The organism is Cognatiluteimonas weifangensis (genome assembly GCF_003416885.1).
Taxonomy (GTDB): Bacteria; Pseudomonadota; Gammaproteobacteria; order Xanthomonadales; family Xanthomonadaceae; genus Cognatiluteimonas; species Cognatiluteimonas weifangensis.
Window position 1 is genome coordinate 209,997 of record NZ_QVPD01000001.1, and the last position, 20,878, is coordinate 230,874.

At 71.9% G+C, this 20,878-nt stretch carries 23 protein-coding genes; 20 read left to right on the forward strand and 3 right to left on the reverse strand.

Features of this window, described 5'->3' with window-relative positions; genetic code table 11:
* Positions 1-1,080, reverse strand: a complete 1,080-nt coding sequence (locus D0Y53_RS00960; protein ID WP_117201242.1) for a DUF2066 domain-containing protein — start codon at positions 1,078-1,080, stop codon at positions 1-3.
* A 132-nt stretch (positions 1,081-1,212) separates the two neighbouring features.
* On the opposite strand from D0Y53_RS00960, the gene purM reads away from it, so the two are divergent.
* From purM to D0Y53_RS00985, 5 genes are all read left to right on the forward strand, one after another.
* Positions 1,213-2,271 carry a phosphoribosylformylglycinamidine cyclo-ligase gene (purM, locus tag D0Y53_RS00965; RefSeq protein WP_117201243.1) on the forward strand — a complete coding sequence of 353 codons (1,059 nt, stop codon included), beginning with the start codon at positions 1,213-1,215 and terminating at the stop codon, positions 2,269-2,271.
* A gap of 79 nt (positions 2,272-2,350) precedes the next feature.
* Complete coding sequence (gene purN, locus D0Y53_RS00970; protein WP_233511597.1) at positions 2,351-3,034, forward strand: phosphoribosylglycinamide formyltransferase; 684 nt, start codon at positions 2,351-2,353, stop codon at positions 3,032-3,034.
* Positions 3,031-3,843 (forward strand): DUF3108 domain-containing protein, encoded by an 813-nt coding sequence (locus D0Y53_RS00975; protein WP_117201245.1) that lies wholly within the window; start codon positions 3,031-3,033, stop codon positions 3,841-3,843. Before purN ends, D0Y53_RS00975 begins: the two co-directional genes overlap by 4 nt.
* Complete coding sequence (locus D0Y53_RS00980; RefSeq protein WP_233511581.1) at positions 3,840-4,559, forward strand: DUF3108 domain-containing protein; 720 nt, start codon at positions 3,840-3,842, stop codon at positions 4,557-4,559. Before D0Y53_RS00975 ends, D0Y53_RS00980 begins: the two co-directional genes overlap by 4 nt.
* Before the next feature lie 21 nt (positions 4,560-4,580).
* Positions 4,581-5,276 carry a DUF3108 domain-containing protein gene (locus D0Y53_RS00985; RefSeq protein WP_117201246.1) on the forward strand — a complete coding sequence of 232 codons (696 nt, stop codon included), beginning with the start codon at positions 4,581-4,583 and terminating at the stop codon, positions 5,274-5,276.
* A gap of 31 nt (positions 5,277-5,307) precedes the next feature.
* On the opposite strand, the gene murA is transcribed toward D0Y53_RS00985, so the two are convergent.
* Both murA and D0Y53_RS00995 read right to left on the reverse strand, forming a co-directional pair.
* Positions 5,308-6,564, reverse strand: a complete 1,257-nt coding sequence (gene murA / locus D0Y53_RS00990) for a UDP-N-acetylglucosamine 1-carboxyvinyltransferase (protein ID WP_117201247.1) — start codon at positions 6,562-6,564, stop codon at positions 5,308-5,310.
* 72 nt (positions 6,565-6,636) lie between these two features.
* Complete coding sequence (locus tag D0Y53_RS00995; protein WP_117201248.1) at positions 6,637-6,870, reverse strand: BolA family protein; 234 nt, start codon at positions 6,868-6,870, stop codon at positions 6,637-6,639.
* A 55-nt stretch (positions 6,871-6,925) separates the two neighbouring features.
* Here D0Y53_RS00995 and D0Y53_RS01000 point away from each other — a divergent pair, with 55 nt between their 5' ends.
* The 15 genes from D0Y53_RS01000 to mgtE all read left to right on the forward strand — a co-directional run bounded on the left by D0Y53_RS01000 (position 6,926) and on the right by mgtE (position 20,867).
* Positions 6,926-7,921 (forward strand): KpsF/GutQ family sugar-phosphate isomerase, encoded by a 996-nt coding sequence (locus D0Y53_RS01000; protein ID WP_117201249.1) that lies wholly within the window; start codon positions 6,926-6,928, stop codon positions 7,919-7,921.
* A 107-nt stretch (positions 7,922-8,028) separates the two neighbouring features.
* Entirely contained in the window at positions 8,029-8,565 is a 537-nt protein-coding gene (locus D0Y53_RS01005; protein ID WP_117201250.1) for a KdsC family phosphatase, read from the forward strand.
* Positions 8,562-9,116, forward strand: coding sequence for an LPS export ABC transporter periplasmic protein LptC (lptC, locus tag D0Y53_RS01010; protein ID WP_117201251.1), 555 nt, complete (start codon positions 8,562-8,564; stop codon positions 9,114-9,116). Before D0Y53_RS01005 ends, lptC begins: the two co-directional genes overlap by 4 nt.
* Positions 9,100-9,675 (forward strand): lipopolysaccharide transport periplasmic protein LptA, encoded by a 576-nt coding sequence (gene lptA, locus D0Y53_RS01015; protein ID WP_117201252.1) that lies wholly within the window; start codon positions 9,100-9,102, stop codon positions 9,673-9,675. The genes lptC and lptA overlap by 17 nt, the downstream gene beginning before the upstream one ends.
* Positions 9,675-10,394, forward strand: coding sequence for an LPS export ABC transporter ATP-binding protein (gene lptB, locus D0Y53_RS01020; RefSeq protein WP_117201253.1), 720 nt, complete (start codon positions 9,675-9,677; stop codon positions 10,392-10,394). The genes lptA and lptB overlap by 1 nt, the downstream gene beginning before the upstream one ends.
* Positions 10,395-10,478: 84 nt before the next feature.
* On the forward strand, positions 10,479-11,894 hold the full coding sequence (locus D0Y53_RS01025) for an RNA polymerase factor sigma-54 (protein ID WP_117201254.1): 1,416 nt from the start codon (positions 10,479-10,481) through the stop codon (positions 11,892-11,894).
* A gap of 117 nt (positions 11,895-12,011) precedes the next feature.
* Positions 12,012-12,341: a ribosome hibernation-promoting factor, HPF/YfiA family gene (gene hpf / locus D0Y53_RS01030; RefSeq protein ID WP_117201255.1), complete on the forward strand. Its 330-nt coding sequence runs from the start codon at positions 12,012-12,014 to the stop codon at positions 12,339-12,341.
* A 36-nt stretch (positions 12,342-12,377) separates the two neighbouring features.
* Complete coding sequence (locus tag D0Y53_RS01035; protein WP_117201256.1) at positions 12,378-12,839, forward strand: PTS sugar transporter subunit IIA; 462 nt, start codon at positions 12,378-12,380, stop codon at positions 12,837-12,839.
* A 13-nt stretch (positions 12,840-12,852) separates the two neighbouring features.
* Positions 12,853-13,818, forward strand: coding sequence for an HPr(Ser) kinase/phosphatase (hprK, locus tag D0Y53_RS01040; protein ID WP_117201257.1), 966 nt, complete (start codon positions 12,853-12,855; stop codon positions 13,816-13,818).
* A 23-nt stretch (positions 13,819-13,841) separates the two neighbouring features.
* The gene (rapZ, locus tag D0Y53_RS01045) at positions 13,842-14,687 is read left to right on the forward strand and encodes an RNase adapter RapZ (protein WP_117201390.1); all 846 of its coding nucleotides are present in this window, start codon (positions 13,842-13,844) and stop codon (positions 14,685-14,687) included.
* A gap of 135 nt (positions 14,688-14,822) precedes the next feature.
* Entirely contained in the window at positions 14,823-16,814 is a 1,992-nt protein-coding gene (locus D0Y53_RS01050; protein ID WP_117201258.1) for a S1 family peptidase, read from the forward strand.
* Positions 16,815-16,890: 76 nt separating this feature from the next.
* Positions 16,891-17,283: a PTS sugar transporter subunit IIA gene (locus tag D0Y53_RS01055; protein WP_117201259.1), complete on the forward strand. Its 393-nt coding sequence runs from the start codon at positions 16,891-16,893 to the stop codon at positions 17,281-17,283.
* Between the two features lie 12 nt (positions 17,284-17,295).
* Positions 17,296-17,565, forward strand: a complete 270-nt coding sequence (locus D0Y53_RS01060; protein ID WP_117201260.1) for an HPr family phosphocarrier protein — start codon at positions 17,296-17,298, stop codon at positions 17,563-17,565.
* On the forward strand, positions 17,565-19,271 hold the full coding sequence (gene ptsP / locus D0Y53_RS01065) for a phosphoenolpyruvate--protein phosphotransferase (protein ID WP_117201261.1): 1,707 nt from the start codon (positions 17,565-17,567) through the stop codon (positions 19,269-19,271). The genes D0Y53_RS01060 and ptsP overlap by 1 nt, the downstream gene beginning before the upstream one ends.
* Before the next feature lie 234 nt (positions 19,272-19,505).
* Positions 19,506-20,867, forward strand: a complete 1,362-nt coding sequence (gene mgtE, locus D0Y53_RS01070) for a magnesium transporter (RefSeq protein WP_117201262.1) — start codon at positions 19,506-19,508, stop codon at positions 20,865-20,867.
* The last annotated feature ends 11 nt before the right edge of the window (positions 20,868-20,878 follow it).

The following is a 20,878-nucleotide window of genomic DNA, read 5'->3' on the forward strand; positions in this document are numbered from 1 at the left end:
TCAGCGCAGCCGGAAGCGCGGCGGCTCGTCCGCGCCGTCGGCTTCCAGCAGCTCGTCGTCGAGCAGGCGGCGCAGGCCGGCAACGCCGGTGGTCAGTTCCAGTTCCAGGTCCAGCGCCTCCGGCGTCGCCCGCACCGGCGTGATCCCGCGCACCACCGACAGGTCCTGCAGCCAGGCCGACAGGCGCAGGTAGTCCTGGCTGCTGTCCAGGCCGGTGAAGCGCACCAGGTAGCGGCCGGGCGGCCCGATCGGCGCGACCTTGGCGTAACGGCGCGCCAGCGCATCGGCGGCGCCGTCGGCGCCGGCAGCCATCGCCCGGCGCGCGCTGCGGTCGCTGTCGGACCAACGCGCCAGCACCTTGCCGTGATCGACGAAGATCCAGTCGGCGACCCAGCCGCCGTTGCCGCGGCGCAGCTTGCCGATCAGCTGCAGCGGCGGGCTGTAGCGCGCGGAGATGCGGGCGATGGCACCGGTGTCGCCGCGCCAGATCGCGCCGACCGCGGCCTGCTCGGCGGCGCTGCCCGCGGGCAGGCCGAGGCGGTAGCCGCGCTCCAGCGCCCGGTCCAGAACCGAGCGCGCCGCCTCGGCCTTGGGCAGGCCCACCAGGCGCGGGCCGCTGCCGTCGTCGATCGCCAGCCACAGCACCGGCTTGGGCCGCGGCTGCGGCCACACCGGCAGGCCGAGCGCGGCGGCGATGTCGTCGACCTTGTCGCGGTCGAAGCGCACGATCAGGGTGGTGTCGTAGGTCGGGGCGCCGGTGACCGCCGACACGCCCTCGTCCTGGCGGTAGTCGTAGCCGTCGACGTAGTCGCCGGCGCGGCGCATCTCGTCGTCCACGCCCGGGCGCGCGGCCGCGCCGCGGTCCCCGGACAGCTTGCCCAGCACCTGCGCCAGCGCGCGGGCGAACCCGGCGTGGCGCTCGCTTTCGGCCTGGCTGCGGACGCTGACCTCGGCCTGGTAGACGCCGCGCGCGGCGGCGCGGTCGCCTTCCACGCGTTGCGCGCTGGCCACGCCGATGCCGCCGGCGAGCAGCACCAGCAGCCACCCTGCCCGCCACGCCATCCGGATCGTCCGCCGCATCGCTCCTCCCCGCCTGGCTACCGACGGAAATGGTGCCGCACCCGCGCCGGCGCGTCCATCGCCGCGTCGGCGCCGGGCCGCAGCCGGGGCGGCGCTGCTAAAATCGCGGTTTCGCGCGCCGCCGGAATCCGTGTGAACACGCCCAAGCCCCCCGCTCCCACGCCCCTGACCTACCGCGACGCCGGGGTCGACATCGACGCGGGCAACGCCGTGGTCGAACGCATCAAGCCCCTGGTCCGGCGCAGCTACCGCCCGGAGGTGATGGGCGGACTCGGCGGCTTCGGCGCGCTGTTCGACCTGTCCGGCAAGTACCGCGAGCCTGTGCTGGTGTCGGGCACCGACGGCGTCGGCACCAAGCTCAAGCTGGCGCAGCAACTGGGCCGCCACGACACCATCGGCATCGACCTGGTCGGCATGTGCGTCAACGACGTGCTGGTGCAGGGCGCCGAGCCGCTGTTCTTCCTCGACTACTTCGCCACCGGCAAGCTCGATGTCGACACCACGGTGGCGGTGGTCGGCGGCATCGCCCGCGGCTGCGAGCTCGCCGGCTGCGCGCTGATCGGCGGCGAGACCGCCGAGATGCCGGACATGTATCCGCCGGGCGAGTACGACCTGGCCGGCTTCACCGTCGGCGCGGTGGAGAAGTCCGACCTGCTCGACGGCCGCAAGGTGCGCGCCGGCGACGTGCTGCTGGGCATCGCCTCCAGCGGCCCGCATTCCAACGGCTATTCGCTGATCCGCCGGATCTACGACCGCGCCGGCCGGCCGGCCGAGCTCGACCTCGGCGGCGTGCGGCTGGTCGACGCGCTGATGGCGCCGACCGCGCTGTACGTCAAGCCGGTGCTGGAACTGCTGCGCGGCGACCAGGGTGCGGCGATCCACGCCATGGCGCACATCACCGGTGGCGGCCTGACCGAAAACATCATCCGCGTGATCCCCGACGGCCTGGGGCTGGACATCGAGGCCTCGGCCATCGTGCTGCCGCCGGTATTCGACTGGCTGCAGCGCGAGGGTGCGGTGCCGCGCGAGGAGATGTGGCGCACCTTCAACTGCGGCATCGGCTTCGTGCTGGTGATCGCGGCCGAGGCCGTCGCCGCGGTCGCCACGGAGCTCCAGCGCCTCGGGCTTGCGCATCGCGCCATCGGCGAGGTGGTGGCAACGACGGGCGCTGCCCGCGTGCGCATCGCCTGAGGCGGAGGCAATGGGGGGCAGGGACATCGACGCCGGAAGTCGCGGCCCGCGGGCGCAACCGGACGCATCGACGCCCCCGATTCCATCGCCCCTGCCCCGCCTCGCAGTGCTGGTCTCCGGCCGCGGCAGCAACCTGCAGGCGCTGCTCGACGCGATCGCTGCCGGCCATCTCGCCGCGCAGGTCGTCGGCGTCTTCAGCGATCGTCCGGCGGCGCCGGCGCTGCAACGCGTGCCGGCGCCGCTGCGCTGGAGCCGCGACGCCAGGGCCTTCCCGACGCGGGCGGAGTTCGATGCCGCGCTCGCCGTCGCGGTGGCCGCAGCGCAGCCGGACTGGATCGTCTGCGCCGGTTACCTGCGCATCCTCGGCGACGACTTCGTCGCCCGCTTCCGCGGCCGCGTACTCAACATCCATCCCTCGCTGCTGCCCAAATACCGTGGCTTGCACACGCATGCACGCGCGCTGGCGGCGGGCGAGCGCGAGCACGGCGTCAGCGTGCATTTCGTGGTGCCGGAGCTCGATGCCGGCGCGGTGATCGCGCAGGCGCGGGTTCCGGTGCTCGCCGACGACGAAGCCGACACGCTGGCCGCACGCGTGCTGCAGGTCGAGCATCCGCTGCTGGTCGCGGTGGTGCGACTGGCGGCCGCCGGGCGCATCGCTGAACACGGCGCAACCGTCCTGCTCGACGGTCATCCGCTGTTTACTCCGCTGCAATTAGATTCCACGGGGCATTTGGACCACAGCGAGCCTCGATCCGGGCCATGACCCTTCCGCGATTCCTGCTGTTGGCGTGCGGGCTGCTGTCCGGCGTGGTGTTGGCGCAGTCGGCACCGCCCACTGCAGCGCCGCCGACTGCAACGCAGTCCTCCGCGGCATCAGCGCGCGACGCCGCCGCGCTGCCCGCGCCCGACCCTGCCCCGGCACCGGCGCTGGCGCCGTTCGTGGCCACCTACCAGGTGTTCAGCGACGGTCGCCGGCTGGGCGATGCCAGCTTGCGGTTGCTGCGGCTGGACGACCGCCGCTGGCGCATCGACCTGGGCATGGCCGGCAGCGGCCTGATGCGCCTGACCGGGCTCAACGTGCAGCAGAGCACCCTGTTCGACAGCGACGGCCACCACTACCGGCCGCTCAGCCAGAGCACGCTACGGCGCGTGTTCCTGTCCAGCAAGCGCAGCACCGGGGTCTACGACTGGGTCGCCGGCAGCGCGCGCTGGGACGGCGACCTGAAGAAATCGCGACGCGCGCCGGTGCCGTTGCGCGAGGGCGACCTCAGCGGCCTGCTGATCGACCTGGCGGTGATCCGCGACGCCGCGCCCGGCCGCACCCTGCACTACCGCTTCGTCGAAGGCGGCCGCGCGCGCGAGCACACCTACGTCGTCGCGGCGCAGACCGAAGGCATCGAGGTCGACGGCCTGTCCTACGACGCGATGCGGGTCAGTCGCCAGGACGGCAACGACCAGACCGTGGTCTGGGTCGCCCGCGGCGTGCCGACGCCGATCCGCATCCTGCAACGCGAGGACGGCGACGACGGCACCGACCTGCGCCTGGTCGAATACAAGGAAACCCTGCAATGACCCTGGTCGCTCCCTGCCCGCACAAACCCGGATGGCTGCCGGCGACGATGGCGGCCCTGCTGCTGGCCGTCGCACTGTCCGCGTCCGCGGCCCGGCCCGCGGCGCTCAAGCCGTTCACCGCCACCTACCAGGCCAGCTACATGGGCCTGCGCGGCACTGGCACGATGACTCTGGTCGCGGTCGGCGGCGATCGCTGGAAATACAGCCTGGAGATCGACGGCGCCGTCGCCCGGCTCAGCCAGAACACCGTGTTCCAGGCCGACGGCGGGCACTGGAAACCCCTGTCCAACAGCGACTCCTCGCTGCTGCTGATCAAGAAGAGCAGCAAGCACGCGACCTACGACTGGGATCGGCGCGAGGCGCGCTGGAGCGGCAACGTCAAGCCCGATCGCGCCGGCCCGGTCGCGCTGCGCGCCGGCGATCTCGATGCGATGCTGGTCAACCTCGCGATCGTGCGCGATGTGCAGGCTGGCGAGGCCAGTCACAGCTACCGCATGGTCGACGACGGCCGCGCCAAGCAGATGACGTTCCGAGTGGTCGGCAAGGACACCATCGACGTCGACGGCAAGTCGCACGCGGCCACCCGCGTGTCGATGCCGGACGGCTCACGCGAGACGGTGCTGTGGATCGCCGAGGGCGTGCCGGTACCGATGCGCATCCTGCGCCGGCACAATGGCGACGACGAAATGGACCTCAGGCTCAGGTCGCTGCATTGAGCCCACCCGAAAGGACCCGACATGACCCGCATTCACGTTTCCACCCGGTGCACCGCGGCAGCGGTGCTGGCGCTGGCCTTCGCGCTCCCGGCTGTGCCGGCGCTCGCGCTCAAGCCCGCCCAGGCCCGCTACGACCTCAGTTACAACGGCCGCCCCGCCAGCGGCAGCATGAGCGTGCGGCCGCAGACCGGCGGGCGCTGGCTGGTGTCCCTGCGCGTCGGCAACCTGTTGGGTAGCATCGACCAGGCCACGGTCTTCGATTTCGCCGCTGCCCGGCCGCGCCCGCTGGGCAGCAGCCGGCACGTGTCCACAGTAGTGTCCAACAAGGGCGTCGTCGCCCGCTTCGACTGGCGCCACCGGCGCGCGAGCTGGAGCGGTGACGTCAAGCCGCACAGGCGCGGGCCGGTACCGCTGCTCGCCGGCGACGTCGATCCGCTGGTGCTGAACGTGGCGCTGGCTGCCGACGTCGCTGCCCACCGCACTCCGAGTTATCGCATGCTCGAGAACGGCCGTGCACGCATCCTCGCCTATCGCCGGCTACGCAACGAGACGCTGGTGGTTGGCGGCCGCCGGGTGGACACAGTCAAGCTGTTCGCCAGCGAGGCCGGCAAACAATACGTCGCGTGGGTGGCGCCAGGCGTGCCGCTACCGGTGCGCCTGCTTCAGCACGAGCTGGGCGGTGATACCGTCGACCTACGGATGCGGGCGTTGCCCTGAGCGATGCGCGCTTGCCGGAGCCCGGTGGCGCTCAGTCGACCCGCCGGATCCGGGCGCCCAGCCCCGAGAGCTTGGCCTCGATGTTCTCGTAGCCGCGGTCCAGGTGGTAGATGCGGTCGATGGTGGTTTCGCCGCGCGCCACCAGCCCCGCCAGCACCAGCGAGGCCGAGGCGCGCAGGTCGGTCGCCATCACCGGCGCGCCGCCGAGCGTTTCGACGCCGCGCACGATCGCGGTGTGGCCCTCGACCCGGATGTCCGCGCCCAGCCGCAGCAGTTCCTGCACGTGCATGAAGCGGTTCTCGAAGATCGTTTCGTTGATCACCCCGACGCCGTCGGCGATGCAGTCCAGGGCCATGAACTGCGCCTGCATGTCGGTGGGGAACGCCGGATGCGGCGCGGTGGTGAGGTTGACCGCGCGCGGCCGGCGGCCGTCCATGTCCAAGGTGATGCGGTCGCCGTCGCAGTCGATCTGCGCCCCGGCTTCGCGCAGCTTGCCCAGCACCGCATCCAGCGTGCCCGGGCGCGCACGGGTGGCGGTGATGCGACCGCCGGTCATCGCCGCGGCGACCAGGAAGGTGCCGGTCTCGATGCGGTCGGCGACCACCGTGTGCTCGCCGCCGTGCAGACGCTCCACGCCCTCGACCACGATCCGGCCGCTGCCGGCGCCCTCGATCTTCGCGCCCAGCGCGGTAAGGCATTGCGCCAGGTCGACGATCTCCGGCTCCATCGCCGCGTTTTCCAGCACCGTGCGGCCCTCGGCGAGGGTGGCGGCCATCAGCACGTTCTCGGTGGCGCCGACGCTGACCATGTCGAACACCACGCGCGCGCCGGTCAGGCGCTTGGCCGCGGCCTTGATGAAACCGTGCTCGACACTGACTTCCGCCCCCAGCGCCTGCATGCCCTTGATGTGCTGGTCGACCGGGCGCGAACCGATCGCGCAGCCGCCGGGCAGCGAGACCTCCGCGGCGCCGTGGCGCGCCAGCAGCGGCCCCAGCACCAGCACCGAGGCGCGCATGGTCTTGACCAGCTCGTACGGGGCGACGTGGCTGCGCACGCTGCGTGGGTCGATGCGGATGCCGGCCTCGCCGTCGGCGGCGATGCCGGCGCCCAGCTCGGCCAGCAGCCGCAGCGTGGTCTTGACGTCGTGCAGGTCGGGGACGTTGCGGATCAGCACCGGCGCGTCGGCCAGCAGGCCCGCGCACAGGATCGGCAGCACCGCGTTCTTGGCGCCGGAAATGCGGACCTCGCCGCGCAGCGGCCGGCCCCCCTGGACGACGATCTTCTGCATGCGATGGCCTGTACGGCGGGCTTCGGCCCGCCACGATGGAAAGAGGAAAGTGGGATCGGGGGCCGGGCCCGCTTACGCGCCGGCTTCCTCGGGCGTCAGCGTCTTCAGCGCCAGCGCGTGGATCTCCCCGCCCATGCGCTCACCCAGGGTGGCGTAGACCAGGCGATGGCGGGCGAGCGGCAGCTTGCCGCGGAACGCCGCGCAGACCACGGTGGCTTCGAAATGCACGCCGTCGGGGCCCTCCACCTGCACCCGGGCGTCGGGCAGGCCCTGCTGGATCAGTCGCTGGATGGTTTCGGCGTTCATCGGGCCAGTCGCGTAAAATCAGGCGCTCCAGTCTAGCGGAATGACTGCCGTACCGATGGCCTCCGTCCCCGCACTTGCCGACAATTTCGACTTCGCCGCCAGCGGCCGGCGCGTGCTCGCGGTGGAAATCCGCGGCCTGGAGGCGATCGCCGCACGCGTCGACGGCGCCTTCGGCCAGGCCTGCCGCCTGCTGCTGGCCACGCGCGGTCGCGTGGTCTGCACCGGCATGGGCAAGTCCGGGCACGTCGCCCGCAAGATCGCCGCGACCCTGGCGTCCACCGGCACCCCCGCCTTCTACGTGCACCCCGGCGAGGCCGGTCACGGCGACCTGGGCATGATCACCGACGCCGACGTGGTGCTGGCGCTGTCCAACTCCGGCGAGACCGACGAGTTGCTGATGCTGCTGCCGGTGCTCAAGCGCCAGGGCAACAAGCTGGTGGCGATGACCGGACGCGCCGACTCGACCCTGGCCACCGCCGCCGACATCCACCTGGACGTCAGCATCCCGGCCGAAGCCTGCCCGCTGGCCCTGGCCCCGACCACCAGCACCACCGCGGCGCTGGCGCTGGGCGACGCGCTGGCGGTGGCGCTGCTGGAGGCGCGCGGCTTCACCGCCGACGACTTCGCCCGCTCGCACCCGGCCGGCACCCTCGGCCGCCGCCTGCTGCTGCGCATCACCGACGTCATGCACGCCGGCGACGAGGTCCCGCGGGTGCGCGCGGAAGCCTCGCTCAGCGAAGCGCTGCTGGAGATGAGCCGCAAGCACCTGGGCATCACCGCGGTGGTCGACGACGACGGCCGTCTGCTGGGCCTGTACACCGACGGCGACCTGCGCCGCACCCTGGACGACGCCGCCATCGACCTGCGCGCCACCCGCATCGCCGAGGTGATGACGCGCACGCCCAAGTCGATCGGCCTGGAGGCGCTGGCGGTGGAAGCGGCGCAATTGATGGAACAACACAAGATCAGCGCGCTGATGGTGGTCGATGCCGAGCGCCGCGTGGTCGGCGCGCTCAACATCCACGACCTGCTGCGGGCGCGGGTGGTCTAGCCGCGGGGACTGGCGATTGGAGAGCGGGGCTTCGCAACAGCGGGCTCCGCGCCAAGCCCCGAACCCGAATCCCGAATCGTCCCGAACCCCCCGAATCCCGGTTTCCGATGCCCTACTTCCCCACCAGCGACTATCCGGCCGACATCCGCGAACGCGCCGCGAGGATCCGCCTCGCCTGCTTCGACGTCGACGGCACGCTGACTGACGGCCGTCTGCTGTACGACGCCGACGGGCGCGAATGGAAGGCCTTCCACGTCCAGGACGGTCAGGGGCTGGCGCTGCTCCGGCGTGCCGGGATCGCAGTGGCCTTCGTCACTGCGCGCCCGGGCGCGGTCGCGCAACGCCGCGCCGCGGAACTGGGCGTGCAGGCGTTTGCGGAAGTCAAGGACAAGCTCGCCTGCGTGCGCGAACTGGCGGCGCACCAGGGCATCGGCCTGGAAGCGGTCGCGTTCATGGGCGACGACCTCGCCGACCTGCCGGTGCTGCGCGCGGTCGGGCTGGCGGCGGCGCCGGCCGACGCGCATGCGTGGATCCGCGAACGCGTGCACTGGCGCACGGTCGCGCGCGGCGGCCGCGGCGCGGCGCGCGAGCTGTGCGACCTGCTGCTGGCCGCGCAGGGCCGGGTCGAGGAGCTGCTGGCATGAACTGGCGCACCACCCTGACCCTGCTGCTGCTGGCGGGCGCGCTGGTGTCTGGCTGGTCGGTGTGGATGCATCGCGGCGCCGCCGAGACCGGCGCCGGCAGCGGCGGCCGCTCCGATTACGTGCTGCACGATTTCGAACTGGTCGCGCTCGACGACGCCGGCCGCGAATCCTTCACCCTGCGCGCACCGCGGATGGCGCGCGATCCGGGCGACCGCACCATGGCGATGCAGACGCCGCTGTTCCTGCTGCCCGATTCCGAAAACCACTACTGGCAGGTGCGGGCGCGCAGCGGCTGGGTCGCCGCCGACGGCAAGGAGTTGCGCCTGCGCGGCGACGTGCGCGTCGACGGCCCGCCGCAGGGACGCAAGGTCGCGCTGCGGACCGAGCAGCTGAACGTCTTCCCCGACCGCGACCTGGCGACCTCGCCCGCCGTCGTGACCATCACCCAGCCCGGTTCTATACTGCGCGGCCGCGGCCTGGAAACCAATCTGGCCAGCAAGCGCTACGAACTCAAGTCGCAGGTGCACAGCCGCTATGTCCCGCAACGCTGATCTGTCCCGCCGCCGCGCCGGCCGGCGCCTCCCGGCGTGGCTGCTGCTGGGGGCCGCACTGCTTGCGGCCGGCGCCGCGTGGGCGCGCAGCTCCGACCGCAACCGGCCGATGGACATCGAGGCCGGTCGCCAGGTCGGCACCTTCAGCGGCGACAGCGTCAACACCTTGTCCGGCGGCGTGCACATCACCCAGGGCAGCCTCGACATCACTGCCGACAGCGCCCGCATCACCCTGGCCGGCGGCGATCCCACTCGCGCCGTGTTCAGCGGCGGCCCGGTGGTGCTGAAGCAGGTCCTGGACGACGGCACGCCGATGAGCGCACGCGCGGACGCCGTGGACTACGACCTGCGGACCGAGGTCGTGGTCTTCACCGGCAACGTCAGCATCCAGCAACCGCGCGGCAGCATGAGCGGCCAGCGCGTGGTCTACGACCTCAAGAGCGGCCGCGTGGACAGCGGCGGCGAAGGCGGCGGCCGGGTGAGGATGCGGATCCTGCCCAGGGATGCCCAAGGCGCGACCGCGCCGGAGACCGCCCCGGACCGCAAGGACGACCGCTGATGCTGGTCGCCGAAGGGCTGCGCAAGCGCTACCGCGCGCGCACCGTGGTGCACGACTTCGGCCTGAACCTGGACGCCGGCGAGGTCGTCGGCCTGCTCGGCCCCAACGGCGCCGGCAAGACCACCTGCTTCTACATGATCGTCGGCCTGGTGCCGGCGGACGCGGGCCGGATCGTGCTCGACGGCCGCGACATCACCACCGAGCCGATGTACATCCGCGCCAAGCTCGGGGTCGGCTACCTGCCGCAGGAGCCGTCGGTGTTCCGCAAGCTCAGCGTCGCCGACAACCTGCGGCTGGTGCTGGAGCTGCGCCCGGACCTGGACAAGACCGGGCGCGCGCGCGAACTCGACAGCCTGATGGACGAGCTGCAGGTGGCGCACGTCGCCGACCAGATCGGAGCGAGCCTGTCGGGCGGCGAGCGCCGCCGGGTCGAGATCGCCCGGGCGCTGGCGGCGCGGCCGCGGCTGATGCTGCTGGACGAACCCTTCGCCGGCGTCGATCCGATTTCCATCGGCGAGATCCAGCGCATCATCCGCCACCTCAAGAATCGCGGCATCGGCGTGCTGATCACCGACCACAACGTGCGCGAGACCTTGGGCATTTGCGACCGCGCGTATATCCTCAACGAAGGCGGCGTGCTCGCGCAGGGGGCTCCGGACGCGCTGCTGGCCAATCCCGACGTGCGTCGCGTGTACCTGGGCGAGTCCTTCCGCCTGTAGCCTCCGGGGTCGCCCGTGGTTGCGGCGGGCCCCGTTTCCAGACCCTGCGGCCGCCGTCCCCAGCCAGGACGCGTTGTACCGGTCATGAAGCCCCGCCTGCAGACTTCGCTCGGCCAGCAACTGGTGCTCACGCCCCAGTTGCGGCAGGCGTTGCACCTGCTGCAATTGTCGGCGCTGGAACTGGACGCCGAACTCGCCGCCGCGGTGGAGAGCAACCCGCTGCTGGACTGGGCCGAGCCGGAGCCGCTGTCCAGCCACGAGTCCGTCGACACGGCCGGCGAGGCCGACGGCAGCGAACAGGCCGCGACCGAGGACCTCCCGCCGTGGACCCGCGGCGAGGAGCCCTGGCAGCAGCGGCTGGGACCGGCCACCGACGAGGATCCCGGCGAGGCCGCCGAGCGCGTGGTCGAAACCGACTCCCTGCACGACCACCTGCTGTGGCAGCTGCACCTCACCCACCTGTCCGCCCGCGACCGCCGCATCGGCCTGGCGTTGATCGATGCGATCGACGACGACGGCTACCTGCGCGATCCGCTCGAGACGATCGCCGAATCGCTGCGCCCGGAGCTGGTGGCGGGCGCCGACGAGGTGCTGGCGGTGCTGCGCCAGCTGCAGCGCTTCGACCCGGCCGGCGTCGCCGCCCGCGACCTGGGCGAATGCCTGGCCCTGCAGCTGGCGCCGCTGCCCGAGGACACCGCCGGCAAGGCGCTGGCCCTGCGCATCGCCAGCGGCCCGCTGCAACGCCTGCCCAAGGCCGGCGTCGACGGCCTGGCCGCGGAGCTGCATTGCGACAGCGACCAGGTGCAGCTGGCGCTGCAGCTGCTGCGCACGCTGGACCCGCGCCCGGGCGCACAGATCGGCGCCCTGCCCGCCGATACCTACATCACCCCCGACTGCGTGATCTGGCGCCAGCAGGGCGTGTGGCGGGTGGCGCTGGCCGCCAGCCACGCTCCGCGGCTGACCATCCACCGCGGCTACGAAGGCATGATCGCCGGCGCCACCGCCGCGGATGCCGGCTACCTGCGCGGGCGTCTGCAGGAGGCGCGCTGGCTGCTGAAGAACCTGCAGGCCCGCGGCGAGACCCTGCTCAAGGTGGTGCGCTGCCTGATCCGGCAGCAGGCCGGCTTCCTCGAGTTCGGCGACCAGGCGCTGCGGCCGCTGACCCTGCGCGAGGTCGCCGCCGAAATCGGCCTGCACGAGTCGACCGTGTCGCGCGCGGTCGCCCGCAAGTACGTGCGCACGCCGCGCGGGACCATGCCGCTGCGGGCGTTTTTCGCCTCGGGCATCGACACCGAAGGCGGCGGCGAGGCGTCGAGCACCGCGATCCAGTCGATGATCCGGCGCCTGATCGACGCCGAGAACCCGCGCAAGCCGCTGTCGGACGCGCGCCTGGCCGAGACCCTCAAGGCCACCGGCGTGCCGGTGGCGCGGCGCACCGTGGCAAAATACCGGGAGGCCATGAACATCCCGTCCTCGCACGACCGCCTCCGGGTCGGCTGAGCGGCTGCCGCTGGCGGTGGGGGACGCCGTTCCCGTAATGGGGTAACGTCCGTCCACGGCACCCGTCCCGGTTCCGGGCACTGCCGCCGGTCCCACGCAGACGAAGGAGAGGTTGCGATGCGCATCGAAACCCACGGCCAGCAGATCCAGATCACCCCGGCCCTGCGCGATTACGTCGAAAACAAGCTGGCGCGGCTGGGCCGCCATTTCGAGCAGCCGCTCGAAGTGCGCGCCCAGCTCGGCCTGGACCGCCACGACCACCGTGCCGAGGCCACCGTCGGCATCGCCGGACGCACCCTGCACGCCGACGCCACGGCGGTGGACATGTACGCGGCGATCGACCTGCTCGCCGACAAGCTCGACCGGCTGCTGGTCAAGCACAAGGAAAAGCTGGTCGATGTCAGCCGCCGCGCCGAGAGCACCTCGCGCAGCGGCGACTTCTCCTGACGCCCGCCCGACGCCCGATCCGCGGCCCGCCACCCGATGCCCCTGCCCGAACTCCTCAATCCCGACCGCATCGTGCTGCTGGCCGACCCGGTCGACCGCGAACAGGTGCTCGACGCGGCCGCGCGGCTGCTGGCCGGCGCCGCTCCGGCGCTGGCGGCCACGATCGGTGCGTGCCTGCGCCAGCGCGAGCGCCTGGGCAGCACCGCGATCGGCCACGGGGTCGCCATTCCCCACGGCCGCAGCGATGCGTTCGAGGAGGTGCGGGCGGCATTCCTGCGCCTGCGGCAGCCGGTGGATTTCGGCGCCGGCGACGGCGTGCCGGTGGACCTGGTATTCGCGATGGCGGTCCCGGAGCATTTCACCCAGCAGCATCTGCAACTGCTTTCGGAACTGGCCGAGCGCTTCGCCGATCCGGGGTTCCGCAGCGCGCTGCGGCAGGCCCCGGATGCCGGCGCGCTGCGCGCGATCCTGCTGGGCACCGCCCCGGTCGCGCCCTGAGGCCCGGGACCGCATGATCGCCGCCATCAGCGCCCGCGAGCTGTTCGAGCAGCAGCGCGACCGCCTGGACCTGCGCTGGATCGCCGGCCAGGAGGGCGCCGAACACGTGCTGGAGTCGGTGGAGACCGTCGCCCGGCGGCCGTCGCTGGCCGGCTACCTCAACGCCATCTATCCCAACAAGGTGCAGATCCTGGGCACCGAGGAACTGGCCTGGCTCGACAGCCTGGACTCGCGCCAGCGCTGGGAGACGATCGAGAAGATCATGCACTTCCGGCCGCTGGCGCTGGTGATCAGCAAGGACCAGACCTGCCCGGAGGACCTGCGCCGCGCCGCGGAGGAATCCGCCACCCCGCTGTGGTCCTCGCCCAAGCGCGGCCACGAGTTGCTCAACCACCTGCAGTACCACCTGGCGCGCACGCTGGCGCCGCGGGTGACGCTGCACGGGGTGTTCATGGAGATCTATTCGATCGGCGTGCTGATCACCGGCGAGTCGGGTTCCGGCAAGAGCGAGCTGGCGCTGGAGCTGATCACCCGCGGCCATCGCCTGGTCGCCGACGACGCCCCGGAATTCACCCAGATCGCGCCCGACGTGCTCGACGGCACCTGCCCGGAACTGCTGCTGGACCTGCTCGAGGTCCGCGGCCTGGGCGTGCTCAACATCCGCCAGATGTTCGGCGACACCGCGGTCAAGCGCAACAAGTACCTGCGCCTGATCGTGCACCTGGGCAAGCCCACGGCCGAGCCGTGGCCCGCCGCCGCGGGCGACAGCAGCGGCCTGGCGCGACTGACCGGCGACGGCGGCGTGCGCCGGGTGCTCGACCTGGACGTGCCGACGATCACGGTGCCGGTGATGGCCGGCCGCAACCTCGCGGTGCTGACCGAGGCCGCGACCCGGGTGCACATCCTGCGCGCCAAGGGGGTCGACCCGGCCGCGGCGTTCATGGCCCGCCACAGCCATTTCCTGGAGCGCGCGCCGTGACCCCGGGTGTCACCCCGCAGTTGATCGTGGTCAGCGGCATGTCCGGCTCCGGCAAGTCGGTGGCGCTGAAGACGCTGGAGGATCTGGGCTTCTACTGCGTCGACAACCTGCCGGCGGAGCTGCTGCCGGCGTTCGTGCACAGCGTCGCCGGCGACGACGCCCCGGACAAGCTCGCCGTCGGCCTGGACGTGCGCAACCGCCACAGCGACCTGGCCAACATCCCGGAATGGCTGTCGGCGGTCGGCGCGATGGGGCTGGACCCACGGCTGGTGTTCTTCGACACCCGGGACACGGTGCTGCTGCGGCGCTACGCCGACACCCGCCGCCGGCATCCGCTCAGCCATCTCGGGCTGGTGCTGGCCGACGCGATCTCGCTGGAGCGGCAGGTGCTCAAGCCGCTGCGCCAGATCGCCGACAGCGTGATCGACACCAGCGCGCTCAACGTGCACCAGCTGCGGCGCCAGGTGATCACCGAGTTCGGGCTCGGCAACGATGACACCCTGTCGCTGCTGTTCGAATCCTTCGCCTATCGTCGCGGGGTGCCGCCGGACGCGGACTTCGTGTTCGATGCCCGGGTCCTGCCCAATCCGCACTGGGACGCCGAGTTGCGGCCGCTGTCCGGGCGCGACCGGGTGGTGCGCGAATTCCTCGAAGCCCAGGCCGAGGTGGTCGAATACACCGGCCAGGTCGCGCAGTTCCTGGACACCTGGCTGCCGCGGCTGCGCACCGACACCCGCAGCTACGTCACCATCGCCTTCGGCTGCACCGGCGGCCGCCACCGCTCGGTATACCTGGCCGAGCGCCTGGCCGCGCACTGCCGCGAACGCGGCTGGGGCGAGGTCGCCGTCCACCACCGCGAACTGGACTGAGCCGCACGGCCCGCGGCGCGCGCCCGGGCCGCCGACGTGCAGCGCCCGCGGTCGCGTGCCAAGATGATGCCGGGCCGCGCGGCGCATGCGTACCGTCGCGGCCTCTCCACCAGTACGCGACCAACAGGGGACCCCATGCAGGACAGCACTCCCGGCGCCCGCGCCGGCCGGACGCCATGGCTGGCGCTGATCGCCGGCCTCTGCTTCGCCGCCGCCGCGCCCGCGGCCAGCCTCGATCCGCAGCGCCTGCCGGGCATCCAGGCGGCGACCTTCGAAGTGGTCTCGGCCAAACCGCTGCAGGACCCGCTGCAGTACGAGAGACCGCTGCCGCTGGAACTGCTGCCGTTCCAGCAGCGCAACGACAAGTACTACTCGATCGGCACCGCCTTCGCCATCGGCGACGGTCGCTACGTGACCGCCGCGCACGTGCTGCTGACCGGCGTCGACAGCCTGTGGGGACCGCCCGCGCTGCGCGACAACGGCGGCCGCGTGTACGCCATCGACAAGGTGCGCAAGTTCTCGCTGGAAAAGGACTTCGTCGTCTTCACCCTGGCCGCGCCGCCCGCGGTCGCCGCGCTGCCGCTGGAGACCGTGCCGGTGCCCGGGCAGGCGGTGTATTCGGTGGGCAACGCCTACGGCACCGGGGTGGTGATCCGCGATGGCCTGTATACCTCCGACACCCCCGAGCAGCAGGACGGACGCTGGAACTGGCTGCGTTTCTCCGCCGCCGCCTCGCCGGGCAACAGCGGCGGCCCGCTGGTGGACAAGGACGGCAAGGTGCTGGGCGTGGTGCTGGCCAAGTCGCCCAACGAGAACCTCAATTACGCGCTGCCGATCGCGCAGGTCCTGGACGCGCCCGACGACCTGGCCCGGATCGACCAGCGCGTCAGCTACCAGTTCGACGTCTTCGACAGCACCATCAGCAACACCTTCAGGACCCAGTTCGCGCTGCCGCTGGCGCTGGACGATTTCTACGCCGCCTATTCGGCGCGCGTGGACGCCTATGTCGACAGCCAGCTGCGCGAACTGCTGGGCAAGGAACCGCAGCGCCTGTTCCCCAACGGCGAGGGCTCCAGCGAGCTGCTGCACAGCATCGCCACGATGGGCGATTTCCCGCGCTTGATCACCCGCAACAGCAGCGGCACCTGGGGGCTGTCCGGCGAGGCCGAAAACGACGTGCGGCTGGCCGCCAACGGCTACGTCACCCCCGGCGCGTTCGGCAAGAACCTGCTGTTCCACCTGCGCAAGCCCGACGACGTGCCCGCCGACCGGCTCTACCGCGAGCCCGCGGTGGCCATGGACCTGCTGCTGAAAACCGGCTTCCTCAAGCGCAACGTCGGCGCCGAGAACATCCTCGTCACCTCGCTGGGCGCGCCCGCCAAGGCCGCCGTCCATGTCGACGCCTGGGGCCGGCGCTGGCAGGAATGGCGCTGGCCGCTGCCCTACGCCAATGCCTGGCTGGTCGTGCTGGCGCTGCCGGTGCCCGACGGCTACGTCGGCGTGGCGCGCTTCGCGCTGGCAATGCAGGAGCACGACCAGCTGATCAACACGCGCGCGCTGACCGACTTCGTCTACGTCAATTACGACGGCACCCTGGCGCAGTGGAAGGAATTCCTGCGCCGGCCCGAACTGCTGCCGGCGGCGCTGCGCGACACCCGCATCGACTTCGACTACGGCCGCCGTTTCAGCTACGCCTCCGGGCGCATGCGCTTCGCCTTCACCCCGCAACTGCAGGCGATCCAGCCCGACAGCGTGCTGACCCTGGGCTTCGCCTTCTTCCCGGACCGCGGCAAGGTGGTGTGGGACGCGGCCGAGGTCTGGCTCTCGGCCAAGGCCAGCGACGACAATTACCTGATGCTGGTCCGCGGCCAGGCGCCGCCGCCGCACCTGGGCGACGACTACCGCAACGACTGGGAAAAGAAGCTGCGACGGCAGCATCCCTTCGACGCCAAGGTGCGCAGCGACGAGGACGCGACCAAGATCACCACCGTGGTGGCGATGCCCGGCGCCGACGACCCCGCGGTGCTGTACACCGCCTACTACACCGCCGAGGGCAGCCAGCCGCAGGCGCAGATGCAGGACAAGCTCGAGCTGCTGCTGCAGGACCTGCACGTGCTGGAGCGCTGATCGGCCGCGGTGCCGGCCGCCGGCGCCGCGCGCGGCGGCGCTTTCGGCCGCGGGCCCGGGTCTGGTAAGTTGGGGCATGTCCGTCGGCATCCTGCTCATCACCCACAAGGGCATCGGCTCGGCGCTGCTGGCGGTGGCGTCCCGGCTGCTGCGGCAGCTGCCGCTGCCGGCCGAAGCCTTCGAGGTGGCCTTCGACGCCGATCCCGAGGCCGAGCTGCCGGCCGCCAGCGCGGCGCTGCGGCGGGTCGACCGCGGCGCCGGCGTGCTGGTGCTGACCGATCTCTACGGCGCCACCCCCAGCAACCTGGCCGCCCGGCTGGCACGGCTGGGGACGCCGGTGCGGCGCGTGTCGGCGGTCAACCTGCCGATGCTGCTGCGGGTGATGAACTACGCCGAGCTGGAGCTCGACGAGTTGCCCGCGGTCGCCGCCGCCGGCGCCCGCAACGGGGTGATCCATGACGACGCCTGAGGCCGCACGCCCGTGATCGAACGCGAACTCATGATCGCCAACCGCCTCGGCCTGCACGCGCGTGCGACCGCGAAGCTGGTGCAACTGCTGTCCGGCTACCGCTGCAGCGCCACGCTCGCGGCCAAGGGCCGCGAAGTCAACGCCAAGAGCATCATGGGCGTGATGCTGCTGGCCGCCGGCAAGGGCACCCCGCTGCTGCTGCGGGTGGAGGGCGAGGACGAGACCCAGGCCGCCGACGCGGTGGCCGCGCTGTTCGAGCGCCTGTTCGACGAGGAGGGCTGATGCGGCGGGTGCTGCCCGGGCACGGCGCCTCGCGCGGCAGCGCACTGGGCCGCGCGCGGATGCGGCTGCCGCACGTGCTGGACGTCGCCGAGGAACGCATCGACGACGTCGAGGCCGAACTCGAGCGCCTGCACGCGGCCATCCGCATCGTCCGCAGCGACATGCACGGCCTGCGCGAACGCCTGCACGGCGCGCTGGCGCAGGAGGTCGGCGAATTCCTCGACCTGCACGCGCTGCTGCTCGACGACCCGGAACTGCTGCACGGCCTGGACGAGCTGATCCGCACCGGCCGCTACTCCGCCGAATACGCCCTGCGTCTGCAACGCAACCGCATCGCCGGCGTGTTCCAGGACATGGACGACGCCTATCTGCGCAGCCGCGTCGACGACATCGATCAGGTGATCGGCCGCATCCACGCCGCCCTGCATCGGCGCCCCGCCGATCTGCAGGGCGTGGCCGGCGAGATCCTGGTCACCGACGGCATCGCCCCGGCGGAACTGGCGCAGCTGCAAAGCCAGGGCGTGATGGCGGTGGTCACCACCGGCGGCAGCACGCTGTCGCACAGCGCGATCCTGGCGCGCAGCCTGCACCTGCCGCTGGTGGTCGGCGTGGCGCAGGCGCTGTCCAGGATCAACGACGGCGACGTGCTGGCGGTGGACGGCGGCAGCGGCCTGGTGGTGGTGGAGCCGGACGCCGCCGACCTGCGCGCGCACCGCACCCGGCTGCGCGAACAGGCGCGCGAACGCAAGCAGCTCAACCGGCTGCGACGCGAGCCCTCGCGCACGCTGGACGGCGTCGACATCAAGCTCTGGGCCAATGCCGAATCGCGCGAGGACGTGGCCGACGCGCACGCGCTCGGCGCCGCCGGCGTCGGCCTGTACCGCACCGAGTTCCTGTTCCTGGGCAGCAGCGAGTTGCCGGACGAGGAGGCGCAGTTGCGCGCCTACCGCGACCTGGTGCTGGGCATGACCGGACGCACGGTCACCATCCGCACCCTGGACCTGGGCGCGGACAAGGCCGACCGCACCGGCCTCACCCTCGACCACGAGCCCAATCCGGCGCTGGGCCTGCGCGGCGTGCGCCTGTCGCTGGCGCGCGCGGACCTGTTCGACACCCAGTTGCGGGCGATCGCGCGCGCCTCCGGCTACGGCCCGGTGCGGGTGCTGGTGCCGATGGTCAGCAGCCGCGAAGAAATCGTCGCCGCGCGCGCGCGGCTGCAGCGCGTGTGCCGCCAGTTGCGCGACGAAGGCTTCGAGGTCGCCGAGTCGATCCCGCTGGGGGCGATGATCGAGGTCCCGGCCGCCGCGATCGCGCTGCCCGGTTTCATCCACGCGCTCGATTTCCTGTCCATCGGCACCAACGACCTGGTGCAGTACCTGCTGGCGGTCGACCGCAACAACGACGCGCTGGGCGAGTTGTACACGCCGTTGCATCCGGCGGTGATCCGCCTGCTGCACGACACGATCCGCAGCGCGCGCGCGCGCGGCAAGCCGGTGGCGGTGTGCGGCGAGATGGCCGGCGACGCAGCGTTCGTCCCGCTGCTGCTGGCGCTGGGGCTGGAGGAGTTCAGCCTGCATCCGGCCACCATGCTGGAAGTGCGGCGCGCGATCCGCGGTTGCGACCTCGGCGCCCTGCGCGCGCGCGCGGCCGCGTTGCTGCGCATGCGCGATCGCGCCGGGATCGAGGGCTGGCTGCGGGAGTGCTGAGCGGGGCCCGTCGGTCGCACCCTTCCGGCGCGGCCGGCAACGTCGTTCGTCGCAGCCATCCCCGCGTCCCGCACCGCCAGGGCCCCGGCGCCGCGCGTCACCGGCCTGCGCGCCGGCCCGCGGGGCTGTGCAGTGCGCAGGCAACGGGCGATAATGCGCGCATGAACGCCTGACCCTGTCGCGCCCATCGTGGATGCGACCCGCTACGTGCCTTCCAGCACCAGGAAGCCCCGCATGGCCGAAGCCGTCCGCCACGACAAGACCGCGCGCCAGCTGCGTCTGCTTTCCGACGCGCTCGACAGCGGCCGCCTCGGCCCGGTGCGGCGTCTGGTCAACACCCTGTCGCCGGCGGAGATCGGCAACCTGCTCGAATCGCTGCCGCCGGGCCAGCGCAGCGTGGTCTGGGGCCTGGTCGACGCCGAGGACGACGGCGAGGTGCTGCTGCACGTCGGCGACGAGGTGCGCGAGGGCCTGATCGCGGACATGGATCCGGACGAGATCGTGGCCGCGGTCGAGGACCTGGACATCGACGACCTCGCCGACCTGGTCGAGGACCTGCCCGGCACCGTCATCGACGAAGTGCTCAAGTCGATGGACCGCGAGAACCGCGAGCGCCTGGAACAGGTGCTGTCCTATCCCGAGGACAGCGCCGGGCGCCTGATGAATCCGGACGTGGTCACGGTGCGCACCGACACCACCGTGGACCTGGTGCTGCGCTACCTGCGCCTGCGCGGCGAGCTGCCCGACCACACCGACCACCTGTACGTGGTCAGCCGCCGCCACCAGTACCTGGGCCGGATCGCGCTGCAGGCGCTGCTCACCCACGACGCCAACACCCAGATCAACGCACTGCTGGACGACGAGCAGCCGGCGATCGACGTCGGCGAATCGGCCGAGGAAGTCGCGCGCCGGTTCTCCGACCACGACTGGATCTCCGCGCCGGTGGTGGACGACAACAACATCCTGCTCGGCCGCATCACCATCGACGACGTGGTCGACATCATCCGCGAGCAGGCCGAGCACCAGGCGCTGGGCGCGGCCGGCCTGGACGAGGACGAGGACCTGTTCAGCCCGGTCTGGCGGGCGATGCGCCGGCGCCTGGTATGGCTGTCGATCAACCTGGCGACCGCCTTCCTCGCCGCCAGCGTGGTCGGCCAGTTCGAAGGCACGATCGACAAGCTGGTGGCGCTGGCGGTGCTGATGCCGATCGTCGCCGGCATGGGCGGCAACGCCGGCACCCAGGTGCTGGCGCTGATGGTGCGCGGGCTGGCGCTGGGCCAGGTCGGCGCCTCCAACATCCGCCTGTTGCTGTGGAAGGAAGTCCGGGTGGCGCTGCTCAACGGCGTGATGCTCGGCGCAGTGCTGGGCAGCATCGTGCTGGCGTGGTTCCACAACCTCGGGCTGTCGCTGGTGATTGCCGTCGCGCTCACCCTCAACCTGCTGTTCGCGGCGCTGGCCGGAGTGCTGGTGCCGGTGCTGGTCAAGCGCTTCGGTTACGACCCGGCGCTGGGGAGCGGGATCTTCCTGACCACCGTGACCGACGTGATGGGCTTTTTCACCTTCCTCGGGCTGGCGACGCTGCTGCTGATGCAGTGAACGCGCAGCGC

Coding starts and splice junctions, on each gene's coding strand:
- D0Y53_RS00960 (WP_117201242.1), bottom strand. CDS start 1,080: ATGCGGCGGACGATCCGGATGGCGTGGCGGGCAGGGTGGCTGCTGGTG.
- D0Y53_RS00975 (WP_117201245.1), top strand. CDS start 3,031: ATGACCCTTCCGCGATTCCTGCTGTTGGCGTGCGGGCTGCTGTCCGGC.
- D0Y53_RS00980 (WP_233511581.1), top strand. CDS start 3,840: ATGACCCTGGTCGCTCCCTGCCCGCACAAACCCGGATGGCTGCCGGCG.
- D0Y53_RS00985 (WP_117201246.1), top strand. CDS start 4,581: ATGACCCGCATTCACGTTTCCACCCGGTGCACCGCGGCAGCGGTGCTG.
- murA (WP_117201247.1), bottom strand. CDS start 6,564: ATGCAGAAGATCGTCGTCCAGGGGGGCCGGCCGCTGCGCGGCGAGGTC.
- D0Y53_RS00995 (WP_117201248.1), bottom strand. CDS start 6,870: ATGAACGCCGAAACCATCCAGCGACTGATCCAGCAGGGCCTGCCCGAC.
- D0Y53_RS01000 (WP_117201249.1), top strand. CDS start 6,926: ATGGCCTCCGTCCCCGCACTTGCCGACAATTTCGACTTCGCCGCCAGC.
- D0Y53_RS01005 (WP_117201250.1), top strand. CDS start 8,029: ATGCCCTACTTCCCCACCAGCGACTATCCGGCCGACATCCGCGAACGC.
- lptC (WP_117201251.1), top strand. CDS start 8,562: ATGAACTGGCGCACCACCCTGACCCTGCTGCTGCTGGCGGGCGCGCTG.
- lptA (WP_117201252.1), top strand. CDS start 9,100: ATGTCCCGCAACGCTGATCTGTCCCGCCGCCGCGCCGGCCGGCGCCTC.
- lptB (WP_117201253.1), top strand. CDS start 9,675: ATGCTGGTCGCCGAAGGGCTGCGCAAGCGCTACCGCGCGCGCACCGTG.
- D0Y53_RS01025 (WP_117201254.1), top strand. CDS start 10,479: ATGAAGCCCCGCCTGCAGACTTCGCTCGGCCAGCAACTGGTGCTCACG.
- hpf (WP_117201255.1), top strand. CDS start 12,012: ATGCGCATCGAAACCCACGGCCAGCAGATCCAGATCACCCCGGCCCTG.
- D0Y53_RS01035 (WP_117201256.1), top strand. CDS start 12,378: ATGCCCCTGCCCGAACTCCTCAATCCCGACCGCATCGTGCTGCTGGCC.
- hprK (WP_117201257.1), top strand. CDS start 12,853: ATGATCGCCGCCATCAGCGCCCGCGAGCTGTTCGAGCAGCAGCGCGAC.
- D0Y53_RS01050 (WP_117201258.1), top strand. CDS start 14,823: ATGCAGGACAGCACTCCCGGCGCCCGCGCCGGCCGGACGCCATGGCTG.
- D0Y53_RS01055 (WP_117201259.1), top strand. CDS start 16,891: ATGTCCGTCGGCATCCTGCTCATCACCCACAAGGGCATCGGCTCGGCG.
- ptsP (WP_117201261.1), top strand. CDS start 17,565: ATGCGGCGGGTGCTGCCCGGGCACGGCGCCTCGCGCGGCAGCGCACTG.
- mgtE (WP_117201262.1), top strand. CDS start 19,506: ATGGCCGAAGCCGTCCGCCACGACAAGACCGCGCGCCAGCTGCGTCTG.